The organism is Saccharothrix deserti (assembly GCF_009769385.1).
GTDB classification, from domain to species: Bacteria; Actinomycetota; Actinomycetes; order Mycobacteriales; family Pseudonocardiaceae; genus Actinosynnema; species Actinosynnema deserti.
The window spans coordinates 190,955-216,615 of record NZ_ML775962.1 but is presented as its reverse complement, the minus strand read 5'-3'; the positions used below and the strand labels follow the sequence as shown (position 1 = coordinate 216,615).

At 71.1% G+C, this 25,661-nt stretch carries 22 protein-coding genes and 1 riboswitch; of the genes, 11 read left to right on the top strand and 11 right to left on the bottom strand.

Features of this window, described 5'->3' with window-relative positions; all coding sequences use genetic code 11:
- Window positions 1-93: 93 nt before the first annotated feature.
- Both FM051_RS07955 and FM051_RS07950 read right to left on the bottom strand, forming a co-directional pair.
- Entirely contained in the window at window positions 94-519 is a 426-nt protein-coding gene (locus FM051_RS07955) for a hypothetical protein (RefSeq protein WP_158842250.1), read from the bottom strand.
- Window positions 520-1,206: 687 nt separating this feature from the next.
- Window positions 1,207-1,644 carry a GNAT family N-acetyltransferase gene (locus FM051_RS07950; protein ID WP_158842248.1) on the bottom strand — a complete coding sequence of 146 codons (438 nt, stop codon included), beginning with the start codon at window positions 1,642-1,644 and terminating at the stop codon, window positions 1,207-1,209.
- Window positions 1,645-1,726: 82 nt separating this feature from the next.
- Here FM051_RS07950 and FM051_RS07945 point away from each other — a divergent pair, with 82 nt between their 5' ends.
- Window positions 1,727-2,902, top strand: coding sequence for a GNAT family N-acetyltransferase (locus FM051_RS07945; protein ID WP_158842246.1), 1,176 nt, complete (start codon window positions 1,727-1,729; stop codon window positions 2,900-2,902).
- Between the two features lie 13 nt (window positions 2,903-2,915).
- On the opposite strand, the gene FM051_RS07940 is transcribed toward FM051_RS07945, so the two are convergent.
- The gene (locus FM051_RS07940; protein WP_158842244.1) at window positions 2,916-3,665 is read right to left on the bottom strand and encodes a nucleotidyltransferase family protein; all 750 of its coding nucleotides are present in this window, start codon (window positions 3,663-3,665) and stop codon (window positions 2,916-2,918) included.
- Window positions 3,666-3,732: 67 nt separating this feature from the next.
- Complete coding sequence (locus tag FM051_RS07935; protein ID WP_158842242.1) at window positions 3,733-4,476, bottom strand: LysE family transporter; 744 nt, start codon at window positions 4,474-4,476, stop codon at window positions 3,733-3,735.
- 18 nt (window positions 4,477-4,494) lie between these two features.
- Between FM051_RS07935 and FM051_RS07930 the strand changes: the two genes are divergently transcribed.
- The 3 genes from FM051_RS07930 (at window position 4,495) to FM051_RS07920 (ending at window position 6,369) form a co-directional block, all read left to right on the top strand.
- Window positions 4,495-5,151 carry a (2Fe-2S)-binding protein gene (locus tag FM051_RS07930; protein WP_158842240.1) on the top strand — a complete coding sequence of 219 codons (657 nt, stop codon included), beginning with the start codon at window positions 4,495-4,497 and terminating at the stop codon, window positions 5,149-5,151.
- A 61-nt stretch (window positions 5,152-5,212) separates the two neighbouring features.
- Window positions 5,213-5,388, top strand: a riboswitch (cobalamin riboswitch).
- A gap of 31 nt (window positions 5,389-5,419) precedes the next feature.
- Window positions 5,420-5,623, top strand: coding sequence for a CbtB-domain containing protein (locus FM051_RS07925; RefSeq protein ID WP_158842238.1), 204 nt, complete (start codon window positions 5,420-5,422; stop codon window positions 5,621-5,623).
- Between the two features lie 11 nt (window positions 5,624-5,634).
- Window positions 5,635-6,369, top strand: a complete 735-nt coding sequence (locus FM051_RS07920; RefSeq protein WP_158842236.1) for a CbtA family protein — start codon at window positions 5,635-5,637, stop codon at window positions 6,367-6,369.
- Between the two features lie 4 nt (window positions 6,370-6,373).
- Here the strand turns inward: FM051_RS07920 and FM051_RS07915 are convergent, their stop codons facing one another.
- Entirely contained in the window at window positions 6,374-7,036 is a 663-nt protein-coding gene (locus FM051_RS07915; RefSeq protein WP_158842234.1) for an HAD family hydrolase, read from the bottom strand.
- 20 nt (window positions 7,037-7,056) lie between these two features.
- Complete coding sequence (gene metH / locus FM051_RS07910; protein ID WP_158842232.1) at window positions 7,057-10,584, bottom strand: methionine synthase; 3,528 nt, start codon at window positions 10,582-10,584, stop codon at window positions 7,057-7,059.
- A 50-nt stretch (window positions 10,585-10,634) separates the two neighbouring features.
- Here metH and FM051_RS07905 point away from each other — a divergent pair, with 50 nt between their 5' ends.
- Window positions 10,635-11,531, top strand: a complete 897-nt coding sequence (locus tag FM051_RS07905) for a PAC2 family protein (protein WP_077009162.1) — start codon at window positions 10,635-10,637, stop codon at window positions 11,529-11,531.
- 265 nt (window positions 11,532-11,796) lie between these two features.
- Entirely contained in the window at window positions 11,797-12,984 is a 1,188-nt protein-coding gene (locus tag FM051_RS07900; protein ID WP_238412220.1) for an MFS transporter, read from the top strand.
- Window positions 12,985-13,066: 82 nt separating this feature from the next.
- Here the strand turns inward: FM051_RS07900 and FM051_RS07895 are convergent, their stop codons facing one another.
- Genes FM051_RS07895 through FM051_RS07880 form a run of 4 tightly spaced genes read right to left on the bottom strand, consistent with a single transcriptional unit; the run spans window position 13,067 to window position 17,402 of the window.
- Window positions 13,067-14,290 carry an MFS transporter gene (locus tag FM051_RS07895; RefSeq protein ID WP_158842230.1) on the bottom strand — a complete coding sequence of 408 codons (1,224 nt, stop codon included), beginning with the start codon at window positions 14,288-14,290 and terminating at the stop codon, window positions 13,067-13,069.
- Window positions 14,287-14,844 carry an ArsR/SmtB family transcription factor gene (locus tag FM051_RS07890; RefSeq protein ID WP_158842228.1) on the bottom strand — a complete coding sequence of 186 codons (558 nt, stop codon included), beginning with the start codon at window positions 14,842-14,844 and terminating at the stop codon, window positions 14,287-14,289. The genes FM051_RS07895 and FM051_RS07890 overlap by 4 nt, the downstream gene beginning before the upstream one ends.
- Window positions 14,845-14,895: 51 nt before the next feature.
- Window positions 14,896-16,488 (bottom strand): ABC transporter permease, encoded by a 1,593-nt coding sequence (locus FM051_RS07885; RefSeq protein ID WP_158842226.1) that lies wholly within the window; start codon window positions 16,486-16,488, stop codon window positions 14,896-14,898.
- Window positions 16,485-17,402, bottom strand: a complete 918-nt coding sequence (locus FM051_RS07880; RefSeq protein WP_158842224.1) for an ABC transporter ATP-binding protein — start codon at window positions 17,400-17,402, stop codon at window positions 16,485-16,487. Before FM051_RS07880 ends, FM051_RS07885 begins: the two co-directional genes overlap by 4 nt.
- A gap of 94 nt (window positions 17,403-17,496) precedes the next feature.
- Here FM051_RS07880 and FM051_RS07875 point away from each other — a divergent pair, with 94 nt between their 5' ends.
- Together FM051_RS07875 and FM051_RS07870 are read left to right on the top strand one after the other, a co-directional pair.
- Window positions 17,497-17,985, top strand: coding sequence for a GbsR/MarR family transcriptional regulator (locus tag FM051_RS07875; protein ID WP_158842222.1), 489 nt, complete (start codon window positions 17,497-17,499; stop codon window positions 17,983-17,985).
- A 215-nt stretch (window positions 17,986-18,200) separates the two neighbouring features.
- Window positions 18,201-20,009, top strand: a complete 1,809-nt coding sequence (locus FM051_RS07870) for a S8 family peptidase (protein ID WP_158842220.1) — start codon at window positions 18,201-18,203, stop codon at window positions 20,007-20,009.
- Between the two features lie 78 nt (window positions 20,010-20,087).
- Here the strand turns inward: FM051_RS07870 and mshC are convergent, their stop codons facing one another.
- Window positions 20,088-21,326 carry a cysteine--1-D-myo-inosityl 2-amino-2-deoxy-alpha-D-glucopyranoside ligase gene (mshC, locus tag FM051_RS07865; RefSeq protein ID WP_158842218.1) on the bottom strand — a complete coding sequence of 413 codons (1,239 nt, stop codon included), beginning with the start codon at window positions 21,324-21,326 and terminating at the stop codon, window positions 20,088-20,090.
- 91 nt (window positions 21,327-21,417) lie between these two features.
- On the opposite strand from mshC, the gene FM051_RS07860 reads away from it, so the two are divergent.
- From FM051_RS07860 to FM051_RS07850, 3 genes are all read left to right on the top strand, one after another.
- Window positions 21,418-22,323 (top strand): slipin family protein, encoded by a 906-nt coding sequence (locus tag FM051_RS07860; protein WP_158842385.1) that lies wholly within the window; start codon window positions 21,418-21,420, stop codon window positions 22,321-22,323.
- A gap of 69 nt (window positions 22,324-22,392) precedes the next feature.
- A complete protein-coding gene (ctaD, locus tag FM051_RS07855) occupies window positions 22,393-24,180 on the top strand; it encodes an aa3-type cytochrome oxidase subunit I (protein ID WP_158842216.1) in 1,788 nt (595 codons plus the stop codon).
- A gap of 120 nt (window positions 24,181-24,300) precedes the next feature.
- A complete protein-coding gene (locus FM051_RS07850; RefSeq protein WP_158842214.1) occupies window positions 24,301-25,623 on the top strand; it encodes an FG-GAP-like repeat-containing protein in 1,323 nt (440 codons plus the stop codon).
- The last annotated feature ends 38 nt before the right edge of the window (window positions 25,624-25,661 follow it).

Here is a 25,661-nt window from a genome sequence, read left to right as displayed (position 1 = left end):
CGGCCGCGGGCAGGCAGGACCCCGGTCAGACCGGGACCGGCCGCGCGTCGCGGACCAGGGCACGCAGACGACGACTTTTCGAGCGGTACACCATCACGAAGCTTGATCAGAAGGGGCCGGAGGGTTTCTCGCCGATATCCCGAGCCCTCGAGGTTCGACGCGAGCGGCCAGCATGCTCTCCAGGCGGGCGTGCCGGAAGCGATAGGTCGCGCCAACCTGGCGCAGCACACCTCGGTGGTGAGCGTCGTCAAGAAATCGCATCAGCCGCAACGGCAGCACACCCCGGCCGGCCAACCACAACTTGGCCACGAGATACTCGAACCAGTCCCCCACCGTAAAGCTGCATGTAAAAACGAGGGAAAATATCACGAAGGCCGACAGGAGAGATTCGTCGAACTCGGCGCCGAAGTCATAACCGGAGAGATCGTACCCGGAGAGCCGGGCAACAGGGAAAGCTACGACGCTTTCTGCAGCCACCAGGAACAACCCGCCCACCATTCCGACGGTCAGACCGCTCACCAGTGTCGCCTTCCTGTTGCCGCGTAGCACGGAAGCCGGGCCGGCGGCCCGTGAGACGTCAATGGGCAGGCCGTCGCTTCCGTCGAACGGTCGGGCGAGCCCGCGCCCGAGGCCGTATCCCCAGCCTGCGACAACACCCCATCACAAGCCCGCCCCGGAAGCCGTCCCACCCGCTTCCCAGGGCAAAAGCCAACCCATCAGAAGACCGATAATGATGCCACCCGCCAGTGCGGACACGAACTCCTTGAGCATCGCTCGGAGTAGCCTGAGCGTGGTGCCGCGGGAGCGGCGCGGATTCACCGACGGAGCCGAGTCGTCACCGAGCTTCGCCCAGTGGAGGAGAAAAGTCACAAGTACCGCAATCGCCGCAGAGACAGCGCCGAGTACGGGGTCTCCCGCAAATGCACCCAGGGCGCCCACCGCTCCGCAAGAAAGTGCGATCACGAAGAGGGAAACGTATCGCGGGACGGCCTTGTGTCCGTGGCGATGTTGACGGTCACCGGCAGCACGAGAGTGGTCAGCACGCCGACTCCGACAACCCATAACCGCCGCATGGACCACCGCTCGTCTCAGCACGCAGGAAGACGCTGAACACTCCCGCACACGACTGCCCCAAGTCACCGACCAACGGTGTTGTGAGCGGCGGGGTGTCGCACGGTTCCGCAGGACTCGTACGTGGTCACCGCACTAGATCCCGTACTCCGGGCTGGTGAAGGGCCACGCCTCGGCGATCCACTTCGGCACGAACGCGTCCAGCGCGCGTTCCAGGTCCGTGTCGACGTACTCGTCCACGACCCACCACGAGATCCGCGCGTCGTCGGCCGGGTCGATGTAGACGCACCCGAGCAGCTCGGTCTCGTCGGCGTTGAACAGGGCGTAGTTGAACGACTCGTGCGCGTCCTGCTCGCGTTCGTGCCGGGCCAGGTCGACGCGGTCGTCCTCGTGGGGCATGTCGGCGGGCGGCCAGCCCCACTTCTCGCCGTACAGCGACCACAGCCGCTCCCGCGAACCCATCACGGCCGGGTAGTCGATGTCCACATCGGACTCGCGGATGGGCCGCAGGTGGTGTTCGGCGTCGAGCGGGGCGCGGGTCGGGTGGGCGAAGTCAGCGGGGAGCCAGGACATGGGCGGATTCTGCGGTGGCGCGGGCCGGACCGCCACCGAAAATCCGATGGCGCGACCTGGGACACACCGAGACACTGCACCGATGACCGATGGGCTGGTGCTGCGGACCGCGCGCCCGGAAGACCTCGACCAGATCGGCGCGCTGCTGACCGACCGGGGTGAGCCGGCGGACGCGGTGGACCACCGCCTGGTGGTCGAGGACCCGGACGCGGGCTGGGAGGCGTGCGCGGTCGTCGTCGACGGTGACAAGGTCGTGTCCACCGCGACCCTGCTGGACGAGACGCTGGTGCTCAACGGGCTGGAGATCCCGGCGGGCCAGGTCGAACTGGTCGCGACCGACCGCGCCTACGAGGGCCGGGGGCTGGTGCGCGCGTTGATGGGCTGGGCGCACGAACGGTCCGCCGCACGCGGTCAGCTGGTGAACGTGATGCTCGGCATCCCGTACTTCTACCGCCAGTTCGGCTACACCTACGCGATCCCGATCTCGGCCACCCGGCCGGTGACAGGTCGGCCCGACGGCGCCGGTCACACCCTGCGTGAGGCCACAGCGGACGACATCCCGACCATGGTCCGCCTCCAGGACGCCGAGCAGGGCCGTGCCGACCTGCGGATGCCGCACTCCCCCGGCCTGTGGCGGTGGTTGGTGGCGCGGGACGGCAGCACGGAGTGGCTGGTGGAGCGGGACGGCGTGCCGGTCGCCACCGGTCGCACCACCCCACCGGAGGAGGGCGCACGGCTGTGCGAGGCGGCGGCGGTGGACGAGGCCGCGGCGCACGCGCTGCTGGCGTTGACCGGGGCCACCGAGATGAACGAGCGGCCGGGCACGGTCGCGGGTGAGGCGTTGGAGCCGTTCCTCGGGCCCGCGCCGGAGGACGCGAGTTCGTACTACGTGCGGATCGGTGACCCGATCGCGCTGCTGGAGCACCTGCGGCCGGTGTTCGGGAAGCGGTTGGCGGACGGCGGTTTCGCCGACCGGGAGGGCGAGGCGGTGGTCTCGTTCTACCGCTCGCACGTGCGGCTGCCGTTCAAGGCGGGCGAGGTCGGCCCGATCGTGCCGGGCGGCACCATGCAGGCGCCGGGCGCGGCGGGCGGTGCGGGCGTGGCCCCGGACATGCTGGCGTCACTGCTGTTCGGCCCGCACGGCCTCAAGGGCCTGACCGCCCGGTTCCCGGACGTCTACCCGGGCCCGAACGCCGACCTGATGCACACCCTGTTCCCGCCGGTGCGCGGTGACCTGATGACGTTCTACATCCCCTGAAACCCACGGCCGACTAGGTGGCCGTCTGGAACAGCTCTTCCGCCTCGGTGATCGCCCTTGTCAGCGCCTCGGGCTCCGGCCGCAGCCCGGCCACGATCGCGTCGACACCGCGCAGACCGGCCCGTTCCAGCAGTCGCTTCTCGTTCGTCGTCCACTGACCGCGTGCCGCCAGCACCGCGTGCGCCGTCTGCATCGCGGCGGTGACCAGGGCGCCCGCGACTTCGGCGAGCCGGCCGTGCGGGGCGTGCGCGGCGAGGGCGTACTGCAGCGTCATGGCCGCCCTGCCGCGCCACACCGGCGGGGCCGCCGCACGCAGCTTTTCCGGGTAAGTGGGGCGGGGGAGGCCGCCGCGCAGCACCGTGTTCAGCGCGAGTTCGCCGACGATCAGGTAGCTGGGGATGCCGGCGAGGTGGAACATCAGCGGCTCCCAGTGGAAGCGGCCCTGCTCGGCTTCGGCCAGTTCGTGTTCGACCACGTCGAGGTCGCGGTAGTGGACGTCGACGCGCCGGCCGTCGACGGTGAGCCACGCGCCGCCGTTGAAGACTCCGCCGCCCCAACCGCCGAGTTCCGAGACCTCGCCCTCCCAGCCGACCGCGCGCAGGTCGGCCGGGTCGAAGCCGCCCCGGTAGTAGACGGCGAAGTCCCAGTCGCTGTCCGGGGTGTGGGTGCCCTGGGCGCGCGACCCGCCGAGGGTGACCGCGCGCACGGCGGGCAGGGCGGCCAACCGGTCGGCGACGTGGTCGAGGAACATTTCGTCGGTCATTCGTCGGTCATATCGGTACGCCGGCGGGCGTGTCATCCGTAATTCGGTGTCCGCTCGTTCGGCGCGTTCAGATGGACGCGAACTCGACGCCCATCGCGACGCCCGCGAGCACGAGCAGCACGCCGGCGCAGGTGAGTGCGCGGCGGTAGCCGGTGTCGCCCAGGTGGCGGCGCCCGCGTGCGACGAGCAGCGCGATCACGACTTTGCCGCCGACCAGGGTCAGGTAGAACCCGATCAGCAGCGCCGCGCCCGCGCCGGCCGACTCACGCCAGGTGGTGATGGTCAGCGGGCCGAGCGCGGTCGCCCACGCGATCCACGGGTGCGGGCTGAGCACGTTCACCAGCACCGCTCGGCGCAGGGAGAGCGCGACGGCGCCGGAAAGGGCACCGGAATTGTCGGACCTCGTCGGTAGAATTGAATTCAGGGTTCCCCTGGGCGGCGCCCCCTGCGAAGCATGGCCTTCGGCTTGCTCAGCGTGCTCGGTTTGCTCGGCTTCGGCTTGCTCGGCCGGCGCGGGACGAGTGCTGTTCAGCGAAGCCGACCGCGCCTCCCGGACGGTCTGCACGCCGCTCCACACCACGAACACCGCGCCCACGACCCCGAGCACGCCCAGCGCCCGCGCGGGCAGGCGGTCCAGCAGGAGCAGGGTCACGGCGACGACCACGGCGTCCGACAACAGCGGCGCGCAGGCGGTCAGCGCGCCTGCCCTCCAGCCCGAGCGCAACGCCGACGTCACCACCAGCACCAACAGCGGGCCGGGGCTGATGCTCGCGGCCAAGCCGAGGGCCAGTCCCAACCCCAGTGCGTCCACGGCGGCAGACTAGGCCACGTGTCCGAGTTCGCCCGAGTCCTGGCCACCCTGCGGCAGATCCGCGGCCTGAGTCCGTTCTTCGCCCTGGACGTCGGCCGGCCCGACGGCGGCTGGCACGACGGCGCGGAGCTGCTGGACGGCCCCGCCCTGCCCGACGCGCTCGACCGGATCGCCGCCCGGTACCGCACGTCCGAACGGCGGGTGGCCGCGTCGCTGTTCTTCCTGAGCTACACCGCCCGCCTGCTGTCCCCGGTGGTCGCCGCACGCGCGGTCGACGGGGTCGCGCCCGACATCCGGCCCGCCAACCTGTGGTGGCGGTACGGCCCGGACGGCCTCCAGGTCCGCCTCAAGGATCCGGTCGGGGGCACGGACATCGCCGAGTCGCTGGAGCCGGTGGTGGAGGCGGTGCGCTCGACAACGCCGGTGGCGCGCGGTCTGCTGTGGGGCAACGCGGCGTCGTCCATGGCGGGCGCGCTGCGCACGATCAGCCGCAGCGGGATGGCGACGGACTGCGTGGCGTTGGGCGAGGAGCTGTTCGCCGACCCGCCGCTGAAGGGCACCGGCGAGTTCATCCCGTTCCCCGGCGAGGTCGTGTTCCGGCGGCGCAGCTGCTGCCTGTACTACCGCCTCGACGGCGGCGGTACCTGCGGCGACTGCCCGCTGCCGTCCCGCTGACCCCGGGGCGTGACGAAGACGACAACTCGTCTGGTCGGTTGTGCCGGCCCACGATCGACATCTACGGTTCGGGCGCCGCAGTGGACGGGAAGCCGGTGTGAATCCGGCGCGGTCCTCGCCACTGTGACCGGGGAGCCAACCCGCCGAGAACGTCACTGGTCGCGTGGAGCGGCTGGGAAGACGCGGGGACGGTGTCGATCCGGGAGTCAGGAGACCGGCTGCGGCGCGAGTTGTTGTTGACCTTCCACGAGGTATGGAGGAGGCCGTCATGACGAGCCCCGCGCACACCCCCGCAGTTACCGACGAATGGGTCACTCCCATTCCCAAATGGGCCTACGCCGTCGCACTGGTCGCGTTGACCGTGACGTGGCTGGTGCTCCAGGAGAACGGCATCGCGCTCGGCCACGCCGCCGAGACCGTGCACGAGTTCTTCCACGACGGGCGCCACGCGCTCGGCGTCCCGTGCCACTAGGGCCGGACGACATGCCCACGTACAAGGGGCTGCTGCTGCGCGGTGTCGGCGCGGGTGCCGTGTCCGGGCTGCTCGCGGGCCTGGTCGGGGTGTTCGTGGTCGAGGCGCCGATCCGTGCGGCGCTGGCCGTCGAACAGGCACGACCGGCCGAGCCCGGCGCCGGTCACGACCACGGCGAGTTGTTCAGCCGCGGCACGCAGGTGGTCGGTGGTGTGCTCGCCGCGGTGGTGGTGGGCGTCGCCGTCGGCGCGTTGTTCGCCACCGCGTACGCGGGGTCGCGGCGCTGGTTCGCGTCCAAGGCGCCGTTCGTCCGGGCGGTGACGCTGTCGGCGGCGGTGTTCGGCACGGCGGCGTTGCTGCCGGCGGTGAAGTACCCGGCGAACCCGCCCGCGGTGGGTGACCCGGACACGGTGGAGTACCGCACGGTGCTCTACCTGGGGTTGATCGCGGCCGGGCTGCTGGTCGCGTTCGGCGCGAGTTACCTGGCCTCCCGGTTGGGCCACCTGTCCCAGCCGGTCCGCTGCACCGCCGTGGCGTTGGCCGTGGTGGCGGCGGTGGTCGTGCTGCTGGTGGCGTTCCCGGCCACCCCGGACGCGGTCCCGGCGGACATGCCGGGCAGCGTGCTGTGGGACTTCCGGTTGGCCTCACTCGCCGAGACGGCCACGCTGTGGCTCGGCCTCGGCGTGGTGTTCGGCCTGCTGGTCGACCCGGCCACGCGCCGAGCCCGGCAGGTGTCAGCGGTCTAGCGGCTCAGCGGTCGAGCAGTTGGGCGAGCGTCACGAGGTCCATCCCGATCAGGGACTCGCGGAACACGCGGCGCTCGCCCTCCTCGACCGGCACGTCGCACGGCACCACGAGGACCGTGCACCCGGCCGCCACCGCGGAAGCCGTCCCGGTCGGCGAGTCCTCGACCGCGACGCAGCGGGTCGGGTCGACGCCGAGCAGCCGTGCGGCCTTCAGGTACGGCTCGGGCAGCGGCTTGTTGAGGCCGTCGACCTCGTCACCGCACACGGTGACGTCGAACAGGTCCCGCCCGATGGTGTCCAGCGCGACCTCGGTCAGCCGCCGCTCGGTCGACGTGACCAGCGCCATCGGCGCACCCGAGTCCCGCACCGCGCGCAGCGCCTCGGGCGCGCCCGGCCGCCACGGCAGGCCGGAGCGGAACAGCTCCTCGGTGCGGCGACTGATCCACGCCGCGCCGTCGACGAGGTCCTCGTCCGTCGGCACGACACCCGCCTCGGCGAACAGCAGCCCCATGGTCCGGGCCGTGCTGGAGCCCACCAGCGCCTGCCGGGTCTCGTGCGACAGCGTGCCGCCCAGCTTCTCCACGAACTCGTTGAGCGGGATGTCCCACAGCTTCTCCGAGTCCAGCAGCGTGCCGTCCATGTCCCACAGCACAGCCTCGACCGTCATCTAAGACTTCCCCCCAGTGGTCACGCGTTGAAGTACTTGGCTTCCGGGTGGTGCGCCACGAACGCGTCCGTCGACTGCTCGGGGTGCAGCTGCCACTCCTCGGAGAGCTCCACCCCGATCCGGCCGGGTTCGAGCAACTCCACGATCTTGGTGCGGTCCTCGATGTCCGGGCACGCGCCGTAGCCCAGCGAGTAGCGGGCGCCGCGGTAGCCGAGCTTGAAGAACTCCTCCACGTCGTCCGGGTCCTCCGCCGCGACCGGCGCGCCGTCCGCCCAGTGCAGTTCCTCGCGGATCCGCCGGTGCCAGTACTCGGCCAGCGCCTCGGTGAGCTGCACGCCCAGGCCGTGCACCTCGAGGTACTCGCGGTAGGAGTCCTTGGCGAACAGCTCGTTGGCGTAGTCGGCGATCGGCTGCCCCATGGTGACCAGGTGGAACGCGATCACGTCCACCTCGCCCGCCTCGCGGGGCCGCCAGAAGTCGGCCAGGCAGAGCCGCCGGTCCCGCTTCTGCCGGGGGAACGTGAACCGGGTGCGTTCCGGCGCGTCCACCGTGGGCTCGCTCAGGATCACCACGTCGTCGCCCTCGGACACGCACGGGAAGTAGCCGTAGACGACGGCCGCGTGCGCCAGCACGCCTTCGGTGGCGAGCCGGTCCAGCCAGTACCGCAGCCGGGGCCTGCCGTCGGTCTCCACCAGCTCCTCGTAGGTGGGTCCGCTGCCGCCGCGGGAGCCCTTCAGACCCCACTGGCCCATGAACGTGGCGCGCTCGTCGAGCATCGCCGAGTACTCGGCCACCGGCACGCCCTTGACCACCCTGGTGCCCCAGAACGGCGGCGTCGGGATCGGCACGTCCACCGCCACGTCCGAGCGGCCGGTGGCGGTGGGTTCCTCCTGGAGGGCCTTGCGCTCGGCGGCGATGCGCAGCGACCGCTCGCGGCGGGCCTTGCGTTCGGCGGCCTTCCGCTCGCCCTCCGGGTCGACCGTCGGCGTCTCGCCGCGCTTGGCCGCCATGATCGCGTCCATCAGCCGCAGGCCCTCGAACGCGTCGCGGGCGTACCGGACCTCGCCCAGGTACAGCTCGCTGAGGTCGTTCTCGACGTACGCGCGGGTCAGCGCCGCGCCGCCGAGCAGGACCGGCCACCGCGCGGCGACACCGCGCGAGTTCATCTCCTCCAGGTTCTCCTTCATGACCACCGTGGACTTGACCAGCAGGCCGGACATGCCGATGGCGTCGGCGCGGTGCTCCTCGGCGGCGTCGAGGATGGCGTTGACCGGCTGTTTGATGCCGATGTTGACGACGTCGTAGCCGTTGTTGGACAGGATGATGTCCACCAGGTTCTTGCCGATGTCGTGCACGTCGCCCTTGACCGTGGCCAGCACGATGCGGCCCTTGCCGTCGTCGTCGGAGCGCTCCATGTGCGGCTCCAGGTACGCCACGGCGGCCTTCATCACCTCGGCGGACTGGAGCACGAACGGCAGCTGCATCTGGCCGGAGCCGAACAGCTCGCCGACGGTCTTCATGCCCGCGAGCAGGGTGTCGTTGATGATCTGCAACGCTGGCCGCTCGCGCAGCGCCGCGTCCAGGTCGGTTTCCAGGCCGTTGCGCTCGCCGTCCACGATCCGCCGCTCCAGGCGGGCGAACAGGGGCAGCGCGGCCAGTTCCTCGGCGCGGGACGCCTTGTTCGACGACGTGCTGACGCCCTCGAACAGCTCCATGAGCCTTTGCAGCGGGTCGTACCCCTCACGGCGGCGGTCGTAGACCAGGTCGAGCGCCACGGCGCGCTGCTCGTCCGGGATGCGCGCCATCGGGACGATCTTGGAGGCGTGCACGATCGCCGTGTCCAGGCCCGCCTGCACGCACTCGTGCAGGAACACCGAGTTCAGCACCTGCCTGGCGGCCGGGTCGAGGCCGAACGAGACGTTCGAGATGCCCAGCGTCGTCTGCACGTCCGGGTAGCGGCGCTTGAGCTCGCGGATCGCCTCGATGGTCTCGACGGCGTCGCGGCGCACCTCCTCCTGCCCGGTCGAGATCGGGAAGGTGAGCGCGTCGATGATGATGTCGCCGGTCCGGACGCCCCAGTTCACGGTCAGGTCCTCGATCAGGCGGGTCGCGACCCGGACCTTCCACTCGGCGGTGCGGGCCTGGCCCTCCTCGTCGATGCACAGGCCGACGACCGCCGCGCCGTGCTCGCGGACCAGCCGCATGATCCGCTGGAACCGGGAGTCCGGGCCGTCGCCGTCCTCGTAGTTCACCGAGTTCACCGCGCAGCGCCCGCCCAGGCACTCCAGCCCGGCCCGGAGCACGTCCGGCTCGGTCGAGTCGAGCATGATCGGCAACGTGGACGCGGTGGCCAGGCGGGTCGCGAGGGCGCGCATGTCCGCCACGCCGTCACGGCCGACGTAGTCGACGTTGAGGTCGAGCAGGTGCGCGCCGTCGCGGGTCTGGTCGCGGGCGATCTCGACGCAGTCCTCGTAGCGGCCGGCGAGCATCGCCTCGCGGAACGCCTTCGAGCCGTTGGCGTTGGTGCGCTCGCCGACCATCAGCACCGACGCGTCCTGCCGGAACGGAACGGCCTGGTAGAGCGAGGACACGCCCGGCTCGGGACGCGGACGGCGGGGCGTGGGCCCGAGGTCTTTGACGGCTTCGACGACCTGGCGGACGTGCTCGGCGGTCGTGCCGCAGCAGCCGCCGACCAGGCGGACGCCGAACTCGGTGACGAACCCGGACAGCGCACGCGCCAGCTCTTCCGGGCCGAGCGGGTAGACCGCGCCCCTCGGGCCCAGTTCGGGCAGGCCGGCGTTCGGCATGACCGACAGCGGCACGCGGGCGTGCTTGGCGAGCTGCCGCAGGTGTTCGCTCATCTCGGCCGGGCCGGTGGCGCAGTTCAGCCCGATCAGGTCGATGCCCAGCGGTTCGAGGGCGGTGAGCGCGGCGCCGATCTCCGAGCCGAGCAGCATCGTGCCGGTCGTCTCGACGGTGACCTGCGCGATGATCGGGACGGTGGCGCCGTGCGCGGCCATCGCCCGCTTGGCGCCGGTGATCGCGGCCTTGGTCTGGAGCAGGTCCTGGGACGTTTCCACGATCACCGCGTCCACGCCGCCTTCGAGCAGGCCCTTGACCTGCTCGACGTAGGCGTCACGGAGAGTGGCGAACGGGGCGTGCCCGAGGGTGGGCAGCTTGGTGCCGGGCCCGACCGAGCCGAGCACGAACCTGCCGCCGAACTCGTCGGCCGTTTCGCGCGCCAGTTCGGCACCCCGACGTGACAGCTCGAAGATCTTGTCCTCGATGCCGTACTCGGCGAGGTTGGCCAGGTTCGCACCGAAGGTGTTGGTCTCCACGGCGTCCGCGCCGGCTTCGAGGTAACCGCGGTGCACCTGCCGCACGACATCCGGCCGGGTCACGTTCAGGATCTCGTTGCAACCCTCATGACCTGCGAAGTCGTCCAAGGTCAAGTCGGCGGACTGGAGCATGGTGCCCATCGCGCCGTCCGCGACGACCACGCGGTCGGCGAGCGCGCCCAGGAAAGGGGGCGTGACACGATCCGACATGCGCCAAGCCTACGGCGTCACGTCTGCGGCAGTGGTCGTAGTCTGACGCCGTGACCGATCCGGACGAGGCCGCCCAGACCCCATTCGACCCCAGCAAACCGCTCACCAATCCGATCATGGTGGCGGCGTTCGAGGGGTGGAACGATGCTGGCGACGCCGCCAGCACGGCGATCGAGCACCTGCAACTCACGTGGGATGCGACGCCGCTGGTGGAGATCGACCCGGACGACTACTACGACTTCCAGGTGACTCGTCCCACAGTCCGCATGGTGGACGGCGTCACCCGACGGGTTGAATTTCCGACTACCCGGTTGTCGGTCTGCCGCCCGCCGGGGTCGTCCACCGACGTGGTGCTGGTGCACGGGATCGAGCCGAACATGCGGTGGCGGAAGTTCGCCGCCGAGCTGCTGGGCCACATCGAGGACCTGGGCGTGACCACCGTGGTCACGTTGGGTGCGCTGTTGATGGACACTCCGCACACGCGCCCGGTGCCGGTGACGGGCACGGCGTACGACGAGGCGGCGGCGGCGAAGTACGGGCTGGAGCGGTCCCGCTACGAGGGGCCCACCGGCATCGTCGGCGTGTTCCAGGACCTGTGCGTGCAGGCCGGGGTGCCGGCGATCTCGTTCTGGGCCGCCGTGCCGCACTACGTGTCCCAGCCGCCCTCGCCGAAGGCCACGCTGGCGTTGCTGCACCGGGTGGAAGAGGTGCTGGACGTCGAGGTGCCGCTGGGCGCGCTGCCGGAGCAGGCGGAGGAGTGGGAGCGCACGGTCAGCGAGATGGCCGACGAGGACGAGGACGTGCGCAACTACGTGCGGGCGCTGGAGGAGCGCGGGGACGCGGAGATCCAGATCACCGAGGCCAGCGGTGACGCCATCGCGGCCGAGTTCGAGCGGTACCTGCGGCGGCGCGGACGCGGGCCGGGGCGCGGGCCGACCGGTATGTGAGCCGGCTCCGACCGGCTGCCGCTTGGGGCCGCCTGACCGGCGAACCGCAACGGCTTCGCAGGGGTCCCCGCCAAGGGGACCCCTGCTTTTACTTTGCCAGAGGGGGCCGACAATTTCGGCGGTGAGGCCGGCTCCTGTGGACAACTCCCACTGCCTGGTCCGACCGGCCGCCAGGGCCAACTGACCGACCCGCGACCGACCGGTTAGCTGGGTCCGAGCGGCTGTCTGGATCCGAGCGGCTGAGCGGGTGTGATTGGGTGACCCGGTGCGACCGGCTGACCGCGACCTACCGGCCGGCCAGCCGCGACCGGCTGCCCGAGTCCGGCTGGCGGCGCTGTACGCGGGCGGGTTCCTGGGGCCCTTCGGCGGCGCGATGACGTCGTCCGTGCTGCCCGAGGTCGGTGCGGACTTCGGTGTCTCGGCGGGGTCGGCGGCGGCGACGTTGACCGGGTACATGGTGCCGTTCGCGCTGTTCATGCTGGTGTCGGGCACGTTCGGTGAACGGTGGGGCGCACGGCGGACGGTCCTGCTCGCGTACGGCGGGTACGTCGTGGCGTCGGTGCTGTGCGCGGTGGCGTGGTCGTTCCCGGTGTTGATCGGCGGCCGTGCCCTGCAGGGCGCGGCGAACGCGTTCACCACTCCCTTGCTGTTGGCGACGATCGCGGCGGTGACGCCGCAGGCCCGGCTGGGGCGCGCGCTGGGTGTGTTCGCGTCCATGCAGGCCGCCGGGCAGACGTCGGCGCCGCTGCTGAGCGGGTTGGCGGCGGAGGCGTCGTGGCGGTGGGCGTTCGTGGGCGCGGCGGTGGTGGCGGGCGCGTTGGCGGTGGTGGGGTTGCCCGCCGACCCGCCGCGCGGTGGTGACCGGCCACGTCTGCGCAGCGCCTGGCGGCTGCCGACGCTGCGGTTGGCCGCGGTCGGGTTCGTGGCGTGGGGGTGTCTGGGCGGGCTGTCGTTCCTGGTGGCGCTGCGGCTCGGTGACTCGTTCGGGTTGAGCGCGGGGCAGCGCGGGCTGGTGCTGACCGGGTTCGGGCTGGTCGGGATCTTCACCGCGCGGCTCACCGGGTGGTCGATCGACCGGTTCGGGGCGCGGCGGTGCGCGTTGTCCGGGGCGGCGGTCGGCGGCGTGCTGCTGGCCGGTGTCGGAGTGCTGCCGTCCGTGGTGGCGGTCGGGGTGCTGTGGGCGGTGGCGGGCGCGTTCAGCCAGGCGGTGATCGTCGGCTTGAACGCCCTGGTGCTGTCCGCGGACGGCGGCAACCGGGGCGGTGCGGTGTCGGTGGTGCAGTCGCTGCGGTTCCTGGGCGGTGCCGTGTCACCGGTGGCGTTCGTGCCGCTGTACCACTTGGACCCGGTGAGCGCGTTCCTCGTGCCGGCCGGGTTGGTGCTGGCCGTGCCACCCGTGCTGCTGCTCCACCACGACCGGTCACGCCCTGACACGGTCGCCGCGCGCCGCTGAACGTGACGTGGCGCCATCGCGCACGGCCGGATCGTCGCGCTCGACATCGTCAGCGACCCGGACCGGCCGGCCCGGGTCGACGTCACGTTCCTCGACGACTGAGACGGCTGAGACGACCGGGACGACCGGGCAGCGGCTTCACGTCGAGGGTGGCCAGTGCCAGCGCACCGGCCGCGAGGTAGAGCGCGGCCTGGGCGTTGAGCAGCACGGACAGGCCGAGGACGGGAGTGAGGGCGCCGGCCAGCACCATGCCGAGCGCCTGACCGCCGTCGTAGAGGCTGACGAACGTCGCCATCACCCGGCCGCGCACCTCGTCGGCCGCGTGCAGTTGGAGCACCGACATCATCCCGGCGCCCGCGATCACGCCCGGCACGCCCACCACCACGAACGCGGCCAGATAGAACACCAGCGCGGTGGTCAGGTGCGGCCCGTTCCAGCCGAGCGCGGCGACCACGCCGAAGCCGACCAACGCGACGCCCAGGAGCCTGCCCGGCGCGAGTTTCCGCGCCAGCACGCCGACCAGCAGACCGCCGAGCAACCCGCCGACCGCCTGGACGCCGCGCAGGAGCCCCACCTCGGCCGCGCCACCACCGAGCCGTTCGGCCACGAACACCACGAACAGCACCACGAACAGGCCCTGGCTCGTCGCCATCAGCCCGACCACGGCGACCATCGGCCGCAGCGGGCCCCGGATCTCGCGCAGGCCGTCCAGCCAGGCCCGCCACGCGGGCTTCCCCGCCTCACGTGCCGGGTCCCTGGTGCCGAGCGTCGCCAACAAGGCCGCCGCGAGCAGGAACGACACCACGTCCGCCAGCACCACACCCGGCAGCCCGGTGTACCCGAGGACCAGGCCGCCCAGCGACGCGCCGACCAGCCGGGCCAGGTTGCCGTTCAGGCCCACCAGCCCGTTGGCCGCCGGCACCTGCTCACGCGGCACGAGCGTCGGCAGCAGCGCGTTCTTGGCGGGCTCGAACAACGCGGCCAGCCCCGCCTGCACCGCGATCACCACGTTCAGCAGCACCAGATCGCCGGTGAGCAGCGGCAGCAGGGTGACCGCCTGGGCGAGGCTGACCAGCAGCATCAGCTTCCGCCGGTCCCACCGGTCGGCCAGCACCCCGGCCAGCGGCGACAGGGCCAGGCTCGGCAGCAGCGCCACCACGAACGTCGTCGCGGTCGCCGCCGTGGAGCCGGTGCGCTGGTACACGTACACCGGCAGGGCGACCAGCAGCACCCAGTCGCCGATCTCGGAGACGAACCCCGCGATCCACAGCCGGCGGAAGGCCGGCACCCCCAGCGGCCCGTTCACCGCGGGAAGGCCCGGATACCGACGTGGGCGGGCAGGGCGCCCTCGGGCACGTCCTCGCGCACCGGCACCAGGTACGGGCGCAGGATGTCGTCGATCATGCCGAGCAGGCCGATCAGCTCCTCGGCGGTGACGTTGACCGTGTAGCCGTGCATCGCGGAGGCTTCCAGCCACTCGCGCGGCAGTTCGTGCTGCCGGTCCAGGAACCGCTGCACCAGCCGGTTGTCCTCGTTGAGCCCCAGCGCGAGCAGGGCGTCCTGCTGGGTGCGGACCTCCGGGTCGTCGTCGAACGCGCCGACGTCGTAGCCGACCGAGGTGGCCCGCCACGGCCGTTCCCGCCCGTCACCGGCCTCGACGCGCTCCACGAACCCGGACTTCGCCAGCTGCCGCAGGTGCCAACTGCAGTTGGAGGCGGTCGACCCGACCGCCTCGGCGCACTCGCTCGCCGTACGGGGACCGACCGCCAGGAGGTGGTTGAGCAGCGACACCCGCAGCGGGTGGGCCAGCGCCTTCAGCGCGTCGACATCGGTGACCCGTCGGGGCCGTGGGAGATCCATTACCCCGACGGTATACCTGAAAGGACTCTTTCGAAAGAGTCCTTTCAGACCTCAGCCGACGTCCCGCCGGCGGAAACCGGCGAACCCGACCGCCACCAACGCCGCCGCGATCGCCGTGAGCCACAGCAGCGGCCCGGCGGTCACGTCCGCGCCCGGCACCTTCGGGATGTGCGTGAACGGCGAGAGGTCCATCGCCCACTGGTCGAGCTGGAGCAGCGGCCCGAGTTGGCCGAGCACCAGGAACACCACGATCACCGCCCAGCTCGCCGACGACAGCTTCGGCACCAGCGCGAACAGCACCAACGCGATGCCCGCGACCACCCACACCGCCGGCACGTGCGTCAACGCCGCGCCCGCCAGCCGGACGACCTGCCCGCCGACGTCACCGACCCGCGCGCCGTGCACCAGACCCGCGCCCACACCGGCGGCGGCCAGCACGACGGCCGTGCCGGCGGTGGCGAACAACAGGTGGCTGCCGACCCACGCGAACCGGCTGACCGGCGTGGCCAGCACCGGCTCGGCACGGAACTCGGTCTCCTCGGCGCGCAGCCGCAACGTCGACTGCACCACGTAGATGGCGCTGAACAGGGCGATGATGCCGATGATCGACGCCAGGTAGACGTCCACGATCGCGCCGGTGCCGCCCATCTGGGAGATGATCTTCTCCAGCGCCGGGTTGGCCTCCAGCATCTCCTCCACACCGCGCGCGACCGACCCGTAGACCGCGCCGAGCACGAACAGGCTGATCGTCCAGCCGATCAGCATGCCCCGCTGCAACCGCCAGGCCAGGCCGAACGCGCTGGTCAACGAGCCGGGCGCGCGGGCCGGGCCGAGCCTGGTCGGCACCAGGCCGCCGCCGATGTCGCGCTTGGTCACCAACGTCGAGGCGACCACGAGCAGCACCGCGAACAACGCCACCGGGAGCAGCAACACCCAGTACCGGTCCCCCGCGAACGCCCTGGTGTGCTCCAGCCAGCCCAGCGGCGACAGCCAGGTCAGCCACGTCGGCCCCTGGTCGCCCGCCGCGTCGCCGACGGCCCGCAGCAGGTAGGCCACGCCGAGCACGCCGCCGGAGATCGAGTTCGCCGTGCGGGCGCTCTCCGACAGCTGCGCGCTGACCGCGCCCACACCGGCGAACACCCAGCCGACGGACGCGAACGCCAGACCGAACGCGAACGCCCCGGCCGACGACTGGCCCAGACCGGCCAGGCCGAGCCCCACGAGCAGGCCGATCACCGTGCTCGCCAGCACCGCGACCACCACGCCCGCGGCCAGCGGCGCGTGCCGCGAGACGACGGCCGAGCCGATCAGCTCCAACCGGCCGGTCTCCTCCTCGGCCCTGGTGTGCCGGGTGACCAGGAACATGCTCATCAGGCCGACCAGCAGCGCGCCGAACACGCCCCACCGCCAGGCCAGCACGCCGCCGGTGGTCGACGCGTCGTGCAGCGGGCCGAGCATCGCCAGGAACGCCGGGTTGCTGCCCGCCGTGGCACCCAACTGCTGTCGCGACTCGGCCGTGCCGTACAGCTCCCCCACGGTCGACGCGGTGGACAGCGTGATGCCGACCATGCCGACGATCCAGACGGCGAGCAGCAGCCGGTCGCGGCGCAGGGCCAGGCGCACCAGCGAGCCGAGCCCGGTCACGACGACATCGCCCCCTTGACTTCCCCGGCCGGCAGCTCGTCCTCGTAGTGGCGCAGGAACAGCTCTTCCAGCGTGGGCGGCTGGCTGGTCAGCGTGCGGACACCGCTGCCGACCAACGCGCGCAGCGCGGTGTCCAGGTGGTCGGTGTCCACCTCGAACCGCACCCGCAGCCCTTCCACCCGCAGGTCGTGCACGCCGGGCAGGTCGGCCAGGCCGTTGGGCGCGCCGACCAGCTCCGCCGAGACGCTGGTGCGGGTCAGGTGGCGCAGGTCGGCCAACGTGCCGGTCTCGACCGTGCGGCCGTTGCGGATGATGCTGACCCGGTCGCACAGCGCCTCGACCTCGGCCAGGATGTGGCTGGACAGCAGCACGGTCCGCTCGCCGCGCAACTCGTTGACCGCCTCCTGGAACACGGCCTCCATCAGCGGGTCCAGCCCGGAGGTCGGCTCGTCCAGGATCAGCAGCTCCACGTCCGAGGCCAGCGCCGCGACCAGGGCCACCTTCTGCCGGTTGCCCTTGGAGTAGGTGCGGCCCTTCTTGCGCGGGTCCAGCTCGAAGCGCTCCAGCAGCTCGGCCCGGCGCTTCTCGTTCAGCCCGCCGCGCAGCCTGCCCAGCAGGTCGATCACCTCGCCGCCGGTCAGGTTCGGCCACAGGCTCACGTCCCCCGGCACGTAGGCCAGCCTGCGGTGCAGCTCGGCGGTGTCGCGCCACGGATCGCCGCCCAGCAGCGACGCGGAACCCGCGTCGGCGCGCAGCAGACCCAGCAGGACGCGGATAGTCGTCGACTTGCCCGACCCGTTCGGGCCGAGGAAGCCGTGCACCTCCCCCTGTCGGACGGTCAGCTCCAGACCGTCCAGTGCACGCGTCGGGCCGAACGTCTTGACCAGGCCCGACACGGATATCGCAGCTGTCATGAGCCTCAAGCTACAGTCGATTCACAAAGTCGTGAAGTTAAGGAAGCGTATAAACTGCCACCCGTTCAGAGGACCACGAAGGGATGATCCGGCGGTGACACAGGTGGGCGAGCGGGACGACCAGGCGGTGCTGCGCTTCATCGAGCGCTTCTCCTCGGTGTTCACCCAGACCGGTATGCCGAGGATGCCGTCACGGGTGTTCGTCGCCCTGCTGGCCAGCGACTCCGGTGAGATGACCGCCGCCGAGCTCGCCGATCTGCTGCGGGTGTCGCCCGCCGCGATCTCCGGTGCCATCCGGTACCTCACCCAGGTGAACCTGGTCAGCCGGGAACGGGAGACGGGCACGCGCCGTGACCTCTACCGCCTGTTCGACGACCTCTGGTACGAGGCGCTGTTCCGCCGGGACGAGATGATGCGCCGCATGCAGGGACCGCTCAGGGAGGGCATCGGCGCGCTCGGCGCCGAGACGCCCGCCGGCAAGCGCATCGCCGAGACGCTGATGTTCTTCGAGTTCGTCCACGGCCAGCTGCCGAACCTGCTCAAGCAGTGGCGGGCGTACCGGGACGAGCACCTGGGCTCCTGACCCGCCGGCGTTCGGGCGAGTCGAACCGTAGTGATCGGTCCCGATTCGACGTAGTTACGACTAACGGGGCTACTCGTGGGTCGGTTTTGTCCCGACCATGCATGTGACCAGGTCGCTCCACTCGTTCGCGCGAACGTCCCCAACCCTGCACGCTCGGCCGACCGGCGCACCCGCCAGGCACGGCCGCGCAGCCCTGCCCGAGGGAGAACCCTGCCATGGGAGACGCTCGAACAACCACCAGAAGACTGGCCGTGCTCGGCCTGGCCGCCGTGTCGGCCGCCGCGCTGGCCTTCGCGAACACCGGAGTGGCGGCAGCCGAGGGCACCGTGCTCGGCGCCGAGCGCGACGACGCCGTCCCCGGTTCCTACATCGTGGCCCTGAACGACTCCGCGTCGCCGAGGTCGGCGTCCGCGTCGACCGCGTCCGCGCTGGTCGACCAGTACGGCGGCCGGGTCCGGGTGGCCTGGCAGCACGCGCTCAACGGCTTCCACGCCAGCCTGTCCGCCTCGCAGGCCAGGCGGCTCGCCGCCGACCCGCGGGTGGCGTTCGTGCAGGCCGACCTGCCCGTGTCGGTGGACGCGGTCCAGCCGAACCCGCCGTCGTGGGGCATCGACCGGATCGACCAGCGCAACCTGCCGCTGGACAGCGCCTACAACTACTCGACGACCGCGAGCAACGTGCGGGCGTACATCATCGACACCGGTATCCGGACCACCCACCAGGACTTCGGCGGCCGGGCCACCTGGGGCTTCAACTCGGTCGACACCAACAACACCGACTGCAACGGCCACGGCACCCACGTCGCCGGCACCGTCGGCGGCACCGCGCACGGCGTCGCCAAGGGCGTGCAGCTCATCGCGGTCAAGGTGCTCAACTGCTCCGGCTCCGGCACCACGGCGGGCGTGGTGAACGGCGTCAACTGGGTCACCCAGAACGCGGTCAAGCCGGCGGTCGCGAACATGTCGCTGGGCGGCGGCGTGGACACCGCGCTGGACACCGCGGTGCGCAACTCCATCGCCGCGGGCATCACGTACGCGGTGGCGTCGGGCAACTCGAACGCCAACGCGTGCAACTACTCGCCGGCGCGGGTCGCCGAGGCGCTGAGCGTGAACGCCTCGACCCGCACCGACGCGCGTGCCTCGTTCTCGAACTTCGGCACCTGCACGGACGTTTTCGCGCCCGGTGAGGGCATCACCTCGGCGTGGATGACCAACGACACCTCCACCAACACGATCAGCGGCACGTCGATGGCGTCGCCGCACGTCGCCGGCGCGGCCGCGCTGTACCTGGCGGACAACCCGACGGCGACCCCGCCGACGGTGAACGCGGCGATCGTCGCCGCCGCCACCTCGGACAAGGTCACCAGTCCGGGCACCGGCTCGCCGAACAAGCTGCTCTACACCGGCACCAGCGCCCCCGGCGCCCCGTCAGTGGTCAACCCGGGCAGCCAGACGACCACCGTCGGCACCGCTGTCAGCCTGCAGCTGACCGCCGCCGGCGGCACCGCGCCGTACGCGTTCTCGGCCACCGGGCTGCCCGCCGGCCTGTCGATCAGCGCCTCCGGCCTGATCAGCGGCACGCCGACGACCGTCGGCTCCTCCTCGGTGACCGCGACCGTGACCGACTCGGCGTCCGCCACCGGCACCACCACGTTCACGTGGACGGTCGCGGCGGTCGGCAGCGGGTGCGACCCGGTGACCAACGGCACGGACGTGGCCATCGGCGACAACTCCGACGTCAGCAGCTCGATCACGCTGAACTGCGGCGGCACCGCGTCGGCCACCACCACCGTGGCGGTCGACATCCGGCACACCTACAAGGGTGACCTGATCGTGGACCTGGTCGCACCCGACGGCACGGTCTACAACCTGCACAACCGCACCGGCGGTGGCACCGACAACATCAACCAGACCTACACCGTGAACGCCTCGTCCGAGGCCGCCGCGGGTGTCTGGAAGCTGCGCGTCCGTGACCAGGCACTGCTGGACACGGGCACCCTCAACAGCTGGACGCTCGACGTCTGAGCCGACTGACGGGTGTGGGGCCGCCTCTTCGGGGGCGGCCCCATTCTCGTGAGGCGAACGACCGCTACAGAACGACCGCTACAGCTCGACACCCAGCAGCGAGTCGACCGCCGCGCGGAACAGCGTCGGCCCGGTGGCGTCCGAGCCGCCGGAAGACAGGGCCTCCGCCGCCCACGCGTCCAGCGCCGCCAACGCGCGGGGCGTGTCGAGGTCGTCACCCAGGTGGTCGCGGAGGCGGGCGACGGTGTCCGCCGCGCTCGGGCCCGCTGGCAGGGACGCCGCGTGACGCCACGTCGCCAGCCGGGACCGGGCCGACGCCAGCAGTTCGGCGCTCCACGGCCGGTCGGTGCGGTAGTGGCCCGCGAACAACGCCAGGCGGATCGCGTTCGGGTCGACCTTCTCCGCCCGCAGCTTGGACACGAACACCAGGTTGCCGCGGGACTTGGACATCTTCTCGCCGTCCAGCCCGATCATGCCCGCGTGCACGTAGTGCCGCGCGAACGGGTGCTCGCCGGTGATCGCCTCGGCGTGCGCGGCGGAGAACTCGTGGTGCGGGAAGATCAGGTCCGACCCGCCGCCCTGCACGTCGAACGCCGTGCCGAGCCGGTTCAACGCGATGGCGCTGCACTCGATGTGCCAGCCGGGCCTGCCCTCGCCCAGCTCGGACGGCCACGACGGCTCACCCGGTCGGGCGGCACGCCACAGCAGGGCGTCCAACGGGTGGCGCTTGCCGGGCCGGTCCGGGTCGCCGCCGCGTTCGGCGAAGTACCGGTTCATCGTCTCCTGGTCGTAGTTCGACTCGTAGCCGAACCGACCCGTCGCCGACCGGTCGAAGTACACGTCCGGGTACTCCGGGTCGTCCACCTTGTACGCGGCGCCGCCGGCCAGCAGCTTCGCGATGGCCTCGACCACCTCGGGGATCGCCTCGACGGCCCCGATGTACTCGCGCGGCGGCAGCACCCGCAGCGCCACCATGTCCTCGCGGAACAGCGCGGTCTCGCGCATGCCGAGGACGACCCAGTCGTCCTGGTCCCGCTCGGCCCGCTCCAGCAGCGGGTCGTCGATGTCGGTGACGTTCTGCACGTAGTGCACGTCGTGGCCGTTGTCCAGCCACACCCGGTGCACCAGGTCGAACGCCAGGTACGTGGCCGCGTGCCCCAGGTGGGTCGCGTCGTACGGGGTGATGCCGCAGACGTACAGCCTGGCGGTGTCACCGGGGGCGGTCGGGCGCACCTCGCCGGTGGCGGTGTCGAACAGCCGCAGCGGACGCGGCTCACCCGCTACCCGCGGGACTGGAATTGATGACCAGGTCTGCATACGACCGACCCTAACTCCCCCTCCGAGCCGGGGAGGAAACGTCCGCCTGCCGGGATGCCGGGCGTACCCTCTGACCAGGGAGATGGTCGCCATGATCCTGGACATCGTCATCGGCGTGCTGAGCCTGATCACGGTCGGGCTCGCGAGCAGCGCCCGTGTGGTCAAGCAGTACGAACAGGGCCTGGTCTTCCGCTTCGGCAGGGTGCGACCCGCGTTGCGCGGGCCGGGGCTGACCATGGTCGTGCCGGGTATCGACCGGCTCAGGAAGGTGAACCTCCAGATCGTCACCCAGCCGATCCCGGCGCAGGACGGCATCACCCGCGACAACGTCACCGTGCGCGTGGACGCGGTCGTCTACTTCAAGGTGGTCGACCCGGTGCGGGCCGTGGTGAACGTCGAGGACTACCGGTTCGCCATGCTCCAGGTCGCGCAGACGTCGTTGCGCTCGATCATCGGCAAGAGCGAGCTGGACGACCTGCTGTCCAACCGGGAACGCCTCAACCAGGGCCTGGAGCTGATGATCGACAACCCGGCGCTGGCCTGGGGCATCGAGATCGACCGGGTCGAGATCAAGGACGTGGCGCTGCCGGAGGCCATGAAGCGGTCCATGTCGCGGCAGGCCGAGGCCGAGCGGGAACGGCGGGCGCGGGTCATCACCGCGGACGGCGAGCTGCAGGCGTCGAAGAAGCTGTCCGAGGCCGCCGCCACGATGGCCGAGACGCCCGCCGCGCTCCAGCTGAGGCTCCTCCAGACGATCGTGGAGGTGGCCGCGGAGAAGAACTCGACGCTGGTGCTGCCGTTCCCGGTGGAGCTGCTGCGGTTCCTCGAACGGGCCTCCGGCGCGATCGCGCAGGACTCGACGACAGCGGACTCGACCGCGCCCGGTTCGACCGCGCCCGGTTCGATCGCGCCCGGTTCGATCGCACCCTCGGCGACGCCGGGTTCGATCCCGCAGAGCCGGACGGAACCGCAGGTCAAGGCCCCGGGGCCGGGCTGAGCGTTTGCCCCGCGCCCGGGACCGGAGGAACATGTGGTCTGGCTCACGTCGTCGTGAGAAGGAGGCGGCATGACCGCGCTCAAGCCGGAACCCGTGATCACCCATCCGGGCGCGGCCCGTCGACGGTCGAAGGGCGCCGTGCTGCTGGGCATGCTCAGGACGACGGACCCGAAGCAGATCGGGCTGCTCTACCTGACGACGTCGTTCATGTTCTTCATGGCGGGCGGCCTGATGGCGCTGCTCATCCGGGGCGAGCTGGCCCGGCCGGGCCTGCAGTTCCTGTCGACCGAGCAGTACAACCAGCTGTTCACCATGCACGGCACGATCATGCTGCTGCTGTACGCGACGCCGATCCTGTTCGGTTTCGCCAACTACATCCTGCCGCTGCAGATCGGCGCGCCGGACGTGGCGTTCCCCCGGCTCAACGCGTTCTCGTACTGGCTGTTCCTGTTCGGCGGGCTGACCGTGATGGCCGGGTTCCTCACGCCGGGCGGCGCGGCGGACTTCGGCTGGACCGCCTACACGCCGTTGAGCAGCGCGGTGCACGCGCCGGGCATCGGACCGGACCTGTGGATCATGGGCCTGGCCGTGTCCGGTCTCGGCACGATCCTGGGCGGGGTCAACATGGTGACCACGGTGTGCTGCCTGCGCGCACCCGGCATGACCATGTTCCGGATGCCGATCTTCACCTGGAACATCTTCGTCACCAGCCTGCTGATCCTGATCGCGTTCCCGATCCTCACCGCGGCCCTGATGGGGCTGGCCGCCGACCGGCACCTGGGCGCGCACGTGTTCGACCCCGCGAACGGCGGGGTGATCCTGTGGCAGCACCTGTTCTGGTTCTTCGGCCACCCGGAGGTGTACATCGTCGCGTTGCCGTTCTTCGGCATCGTCAGCGAGATCTTCCCGGTGTTCAGCCGCAAACCGCTGTTCGGCTACAAGGGGCTGGTCTTCGCCACGTTCGCCATCGGCGCGCTGTCGGTGGCGGTGTGGGCGCACCACATGTTCGCCACCGGCGCGGTGCTGCTGCCGTTCTTCTCGCTGATGACGTTCCTGATCGCGGTGCCGACGGGCATCAAGTTCTTCAACTGGATCGGCACCATGTGGAAGGGGCAGATCACGCTGGAGACGCCGATGCTGTTCAGCATCGGGTTCCTGATCACGTTCCTGCTGGGCGGGTTGACCGGCATCATCCTGGCCTCACCGCCGCTGGACTTCCACGTCACGGACACGTACTTCGTGGTGGCGCACTTCCACTACGTGCTGTTCGGCACGATCGTGTTCGCCACCTACGCGGGCATCTACTTCTGGTTCCCCAAGATGACCGGGCGGATGCTCAACGAGCCGCTGGGCAAGCTGCACTTCTGGACCACGTTCCTCGGCTTCCACATGACGTTCCTGGTCCAGCACTGGCTGGGCAACATCGGCATGCCGCGCCGGTACGCCGACTACCTCGCCAGCGACGGCTTCACGCTGCTGAACACGATCTCCACGATCGGGGCGTTCCTGCTGGGCGCGTCCGTGCTGCCGTTCGTGTGGAACGTGCTGCGCAGCTACCGGTTCGGCGACCCGGCCGAGCGCGACGACCCGTGGGGCTTCGGCAACTCGCTCGAATGGGCGACGACGTGCCCGCCGCCGCGGCACAACTTCACCGAGCTGCCGCGGATCCGGTCCGAGCGGCCCGCGTTCGAGCTGCACTACCCGCACATGGTGGAGCGGATGCGCGACGAGTCGCACTTCTCGATCCTCCGGCCGGCCAAGCACCGCGTGCCCCCGGACGAGACGACCGAGAAGGCCCTCGCCTCGACCGAACGGGAACGCGAGACCGGCGCGACCAAGGACGACCGGCGCGACTGAGCCGGCGTGGTGTGGGGCGTTCGCCGGACAGTCGAGCGGTCGTCGCCTTCCTACTGTGGTGTGGCCCGCCGGGACGAGCCCGGCTTGCCACGCATCACAGGACCATGGGGAGGACCTCGAATGTTACGGGGGAGAACGGCACGATTCCGCGCCGTCACCAGTGCTTGTCTGGTCGCCGCGACCGGACTGGCGGCCGTCGTCTTCGCGTCACCGGCGCACGCGGCGCCGTCGTTCCAGCTGCCGTTCGAGTGCGGGCAGGAGTGGCGGCTCGACACCTGGGCGCACAGCCCCGCGCTGGACATGGTGCGCGAGCCGGACCAGGTGGGCACGCTGGGCGCGGCGCTGCTGGCGCCGGCGGCCGGCACGGTGAACAAGTCCACCTACCACGACAACGCCGGCCACATGATCCAGATCAACCACGGCGGCGGCCACTTCACCACCTACCTGCACCTGGACTCGCGTGCGGTCGGGGTCGGCGCACGGGTCGCGCAGGGCCAGCTGATCGGCCGGGTCGGCAAGAGCGGGCCCACCTCGAACGGCCACCCGCACCTGCACTACGAGCAGGGTTTCGACGCCAACGGCGACGGCAGCGCCACCTGGGGGTACGCGGGCGCGGAACGCGTCGCCGCGGTGTTCGACGGTGTCACCTACACCGGGTCGTCGCGAACCTGGCGCAACGTCACCAGCCGCAACTGCGGCGAAGAGGCCGACCTCGAACGGGTGTCGGACTTCAGCGGTGACGGCCACTCCGACGTGCTCGGCGTCAACGCCGCCGGTGACTTGCTCTACTACCCGAACAACGGCCTCGCGCTCTCCACGCCCAAGCAGATCGGGCACGGCTGGGCTGCCTTCAAGCAGGTCATGGCCGCCGACTTCAGCGGCGACGGGCACGCGGACGTGCTCGGCGTCGACGCCGCAGGTGACCTGCTCTACTACCCGAACAACGGCCTCGCGCTCTCCACGCCCAAGCAGATCGGGCACGGCTGGGGCGGGTTCAAGCACGTCATGGCCGCGGACTTCAGCGGCGACGGGCACGCGGACGTGCTCGGCGTCGACGCCGGAGGCGACCTCTGGTACTACCCCAACAACAAACTGGCACTCTCCACGCCCAAGCAGCTCGGCCACGGCTGGGGCGCGTTCAAGCACGTCTTCGCCTCCGACTTCAGCGGCGACGGGCACGCCGACGTGCTCGGCGTCGACGCCGCAGGTGACCTGCTCTACTACCCCAACAACGGCCTCGCGCTCTCCACGCCCAAGCAGCTCGGCCACGGCTGGGGCCCGTTCAGCCAGGTCTTCGCCTCCGACTTCAGCGGCGACGGACACGCCGACGTGCTCGGCGTCGACGCCGCAGGTGACCTGCTCTACTACCCCAACAACGGCCTCGCGCTCTCCACGCCCAAGCAGCTCGGCCACGGCTGGGGCCCGTTCCCGCACGTGATGTGACCTCGGGGTGGGGGGGGGGCGCGCGCCGGGGCGGCACC

What these genes read in the sequence shown, in the direction of transcription:
- FM051_RS07890 (WP_158842228.1), bottom strand. Translation starts at nt 14,844, where the DNA reads ATGGATCTCCCACGGCCCCGACGGGTCACCGATGTCGACGCGCTGAAG.
- FM051_RS07880 (WP_158842224.1), bottom strand. Translation starts at nt 17,402, where the DNA reads ATGACAGCTGCGATATCCGTGTCGGGCCTGGTCAAGACGTTCGGCCCG.
- FM051_RS07870 (WP_158842220.1), top strand. Translation starts at nt 18,201, where the DNA reads ATGGGAGACGCTCGAACAACCACCAGAAGACTGGCCGTGCTCGGCCTG.
- FM051_RS07940 (WP_158842244.1), bottom strand. Translation starts at nt 3,665, where the DNA reads ATGACCGACGAAATGTTCCTCGACCACGTCGCCGACCGGTTGGCCGCC.
- FM051_RS07925 (WP_158842238.1), top strand. Translation starts at nt 5,420, where the DNA reads ATGACGAGCCCCGCGCACACCCCCGCAGTTACCGACGAATGGGTCACT.
- FM051_RS07945 (WP_158842246.1), top strand. Translation starts at nt 1,727, where the DNA reads ATGACCGATGGGCTGGTGCTGCGGACCGCGCGCCCGGAAGACCTCGAC.
- FM051_RS07915 (WP_158842234.1), bottom strand. Translation starts at nt 7,036, where the DNA reads ATGACGGTCGAGGCTGTGCTGTGGGACATGGACGGCACGCTGCTGGAC.
- FM051_RS07920 (WP_158842236.1), top strand. Translation starts at nt 5,635, where the DNA reads ATGCCCACGTACAAGGGGCTGCTGCTGCGCGGTGTCGGCGCGGGTGCC.
- ctaD (WP_158842216.1), top strand. Translation starts at nt 22,393, where the DNA reads ATGACCGCGCTCAAGCCGGAACCCGTGATCACCCATCCGGGCGCGGCC.
- FM051_RS07850 (WP_158842214.1), top strand. Translation starts at nt 24,301, where the DNA reads ATGTTACGGGGGAGAACGGCACGATTCCGCGCCGTCACCAGTGCTTGT.
- FM051_RS07860 (WP_158842385.1), top strand. Translation starts at nt 21,418, where the DNA reads ATGATCCTGGACATCGTCATCGGCGTGCTGAGCCTGATCACGGTCGGG.
- mshC (WP_158842218.1), bottom strand. Translation starts at nt 21,326, where the DNA reads ATGCAGACCTGGTCATCAATTCCAGTCCCGCGGGTAGCGGGTGAGCCG.
- metH (WP_158842232.1), bottom strand. Translation starts at nt 10,584, where the DNA reads ATGTCGGATCGTGTCACGCCCCCTTTCCTGGGCGCGCTCGCCGACCGC.
- FM051_RS07950 (WP_158842248.1), bottom strand. Translation starts at nt 1,644, where the DNA reads ATGTCCTGGCTCCCCGCTGACTTCGCCCACCCGACCCGCGCCCCGCTC.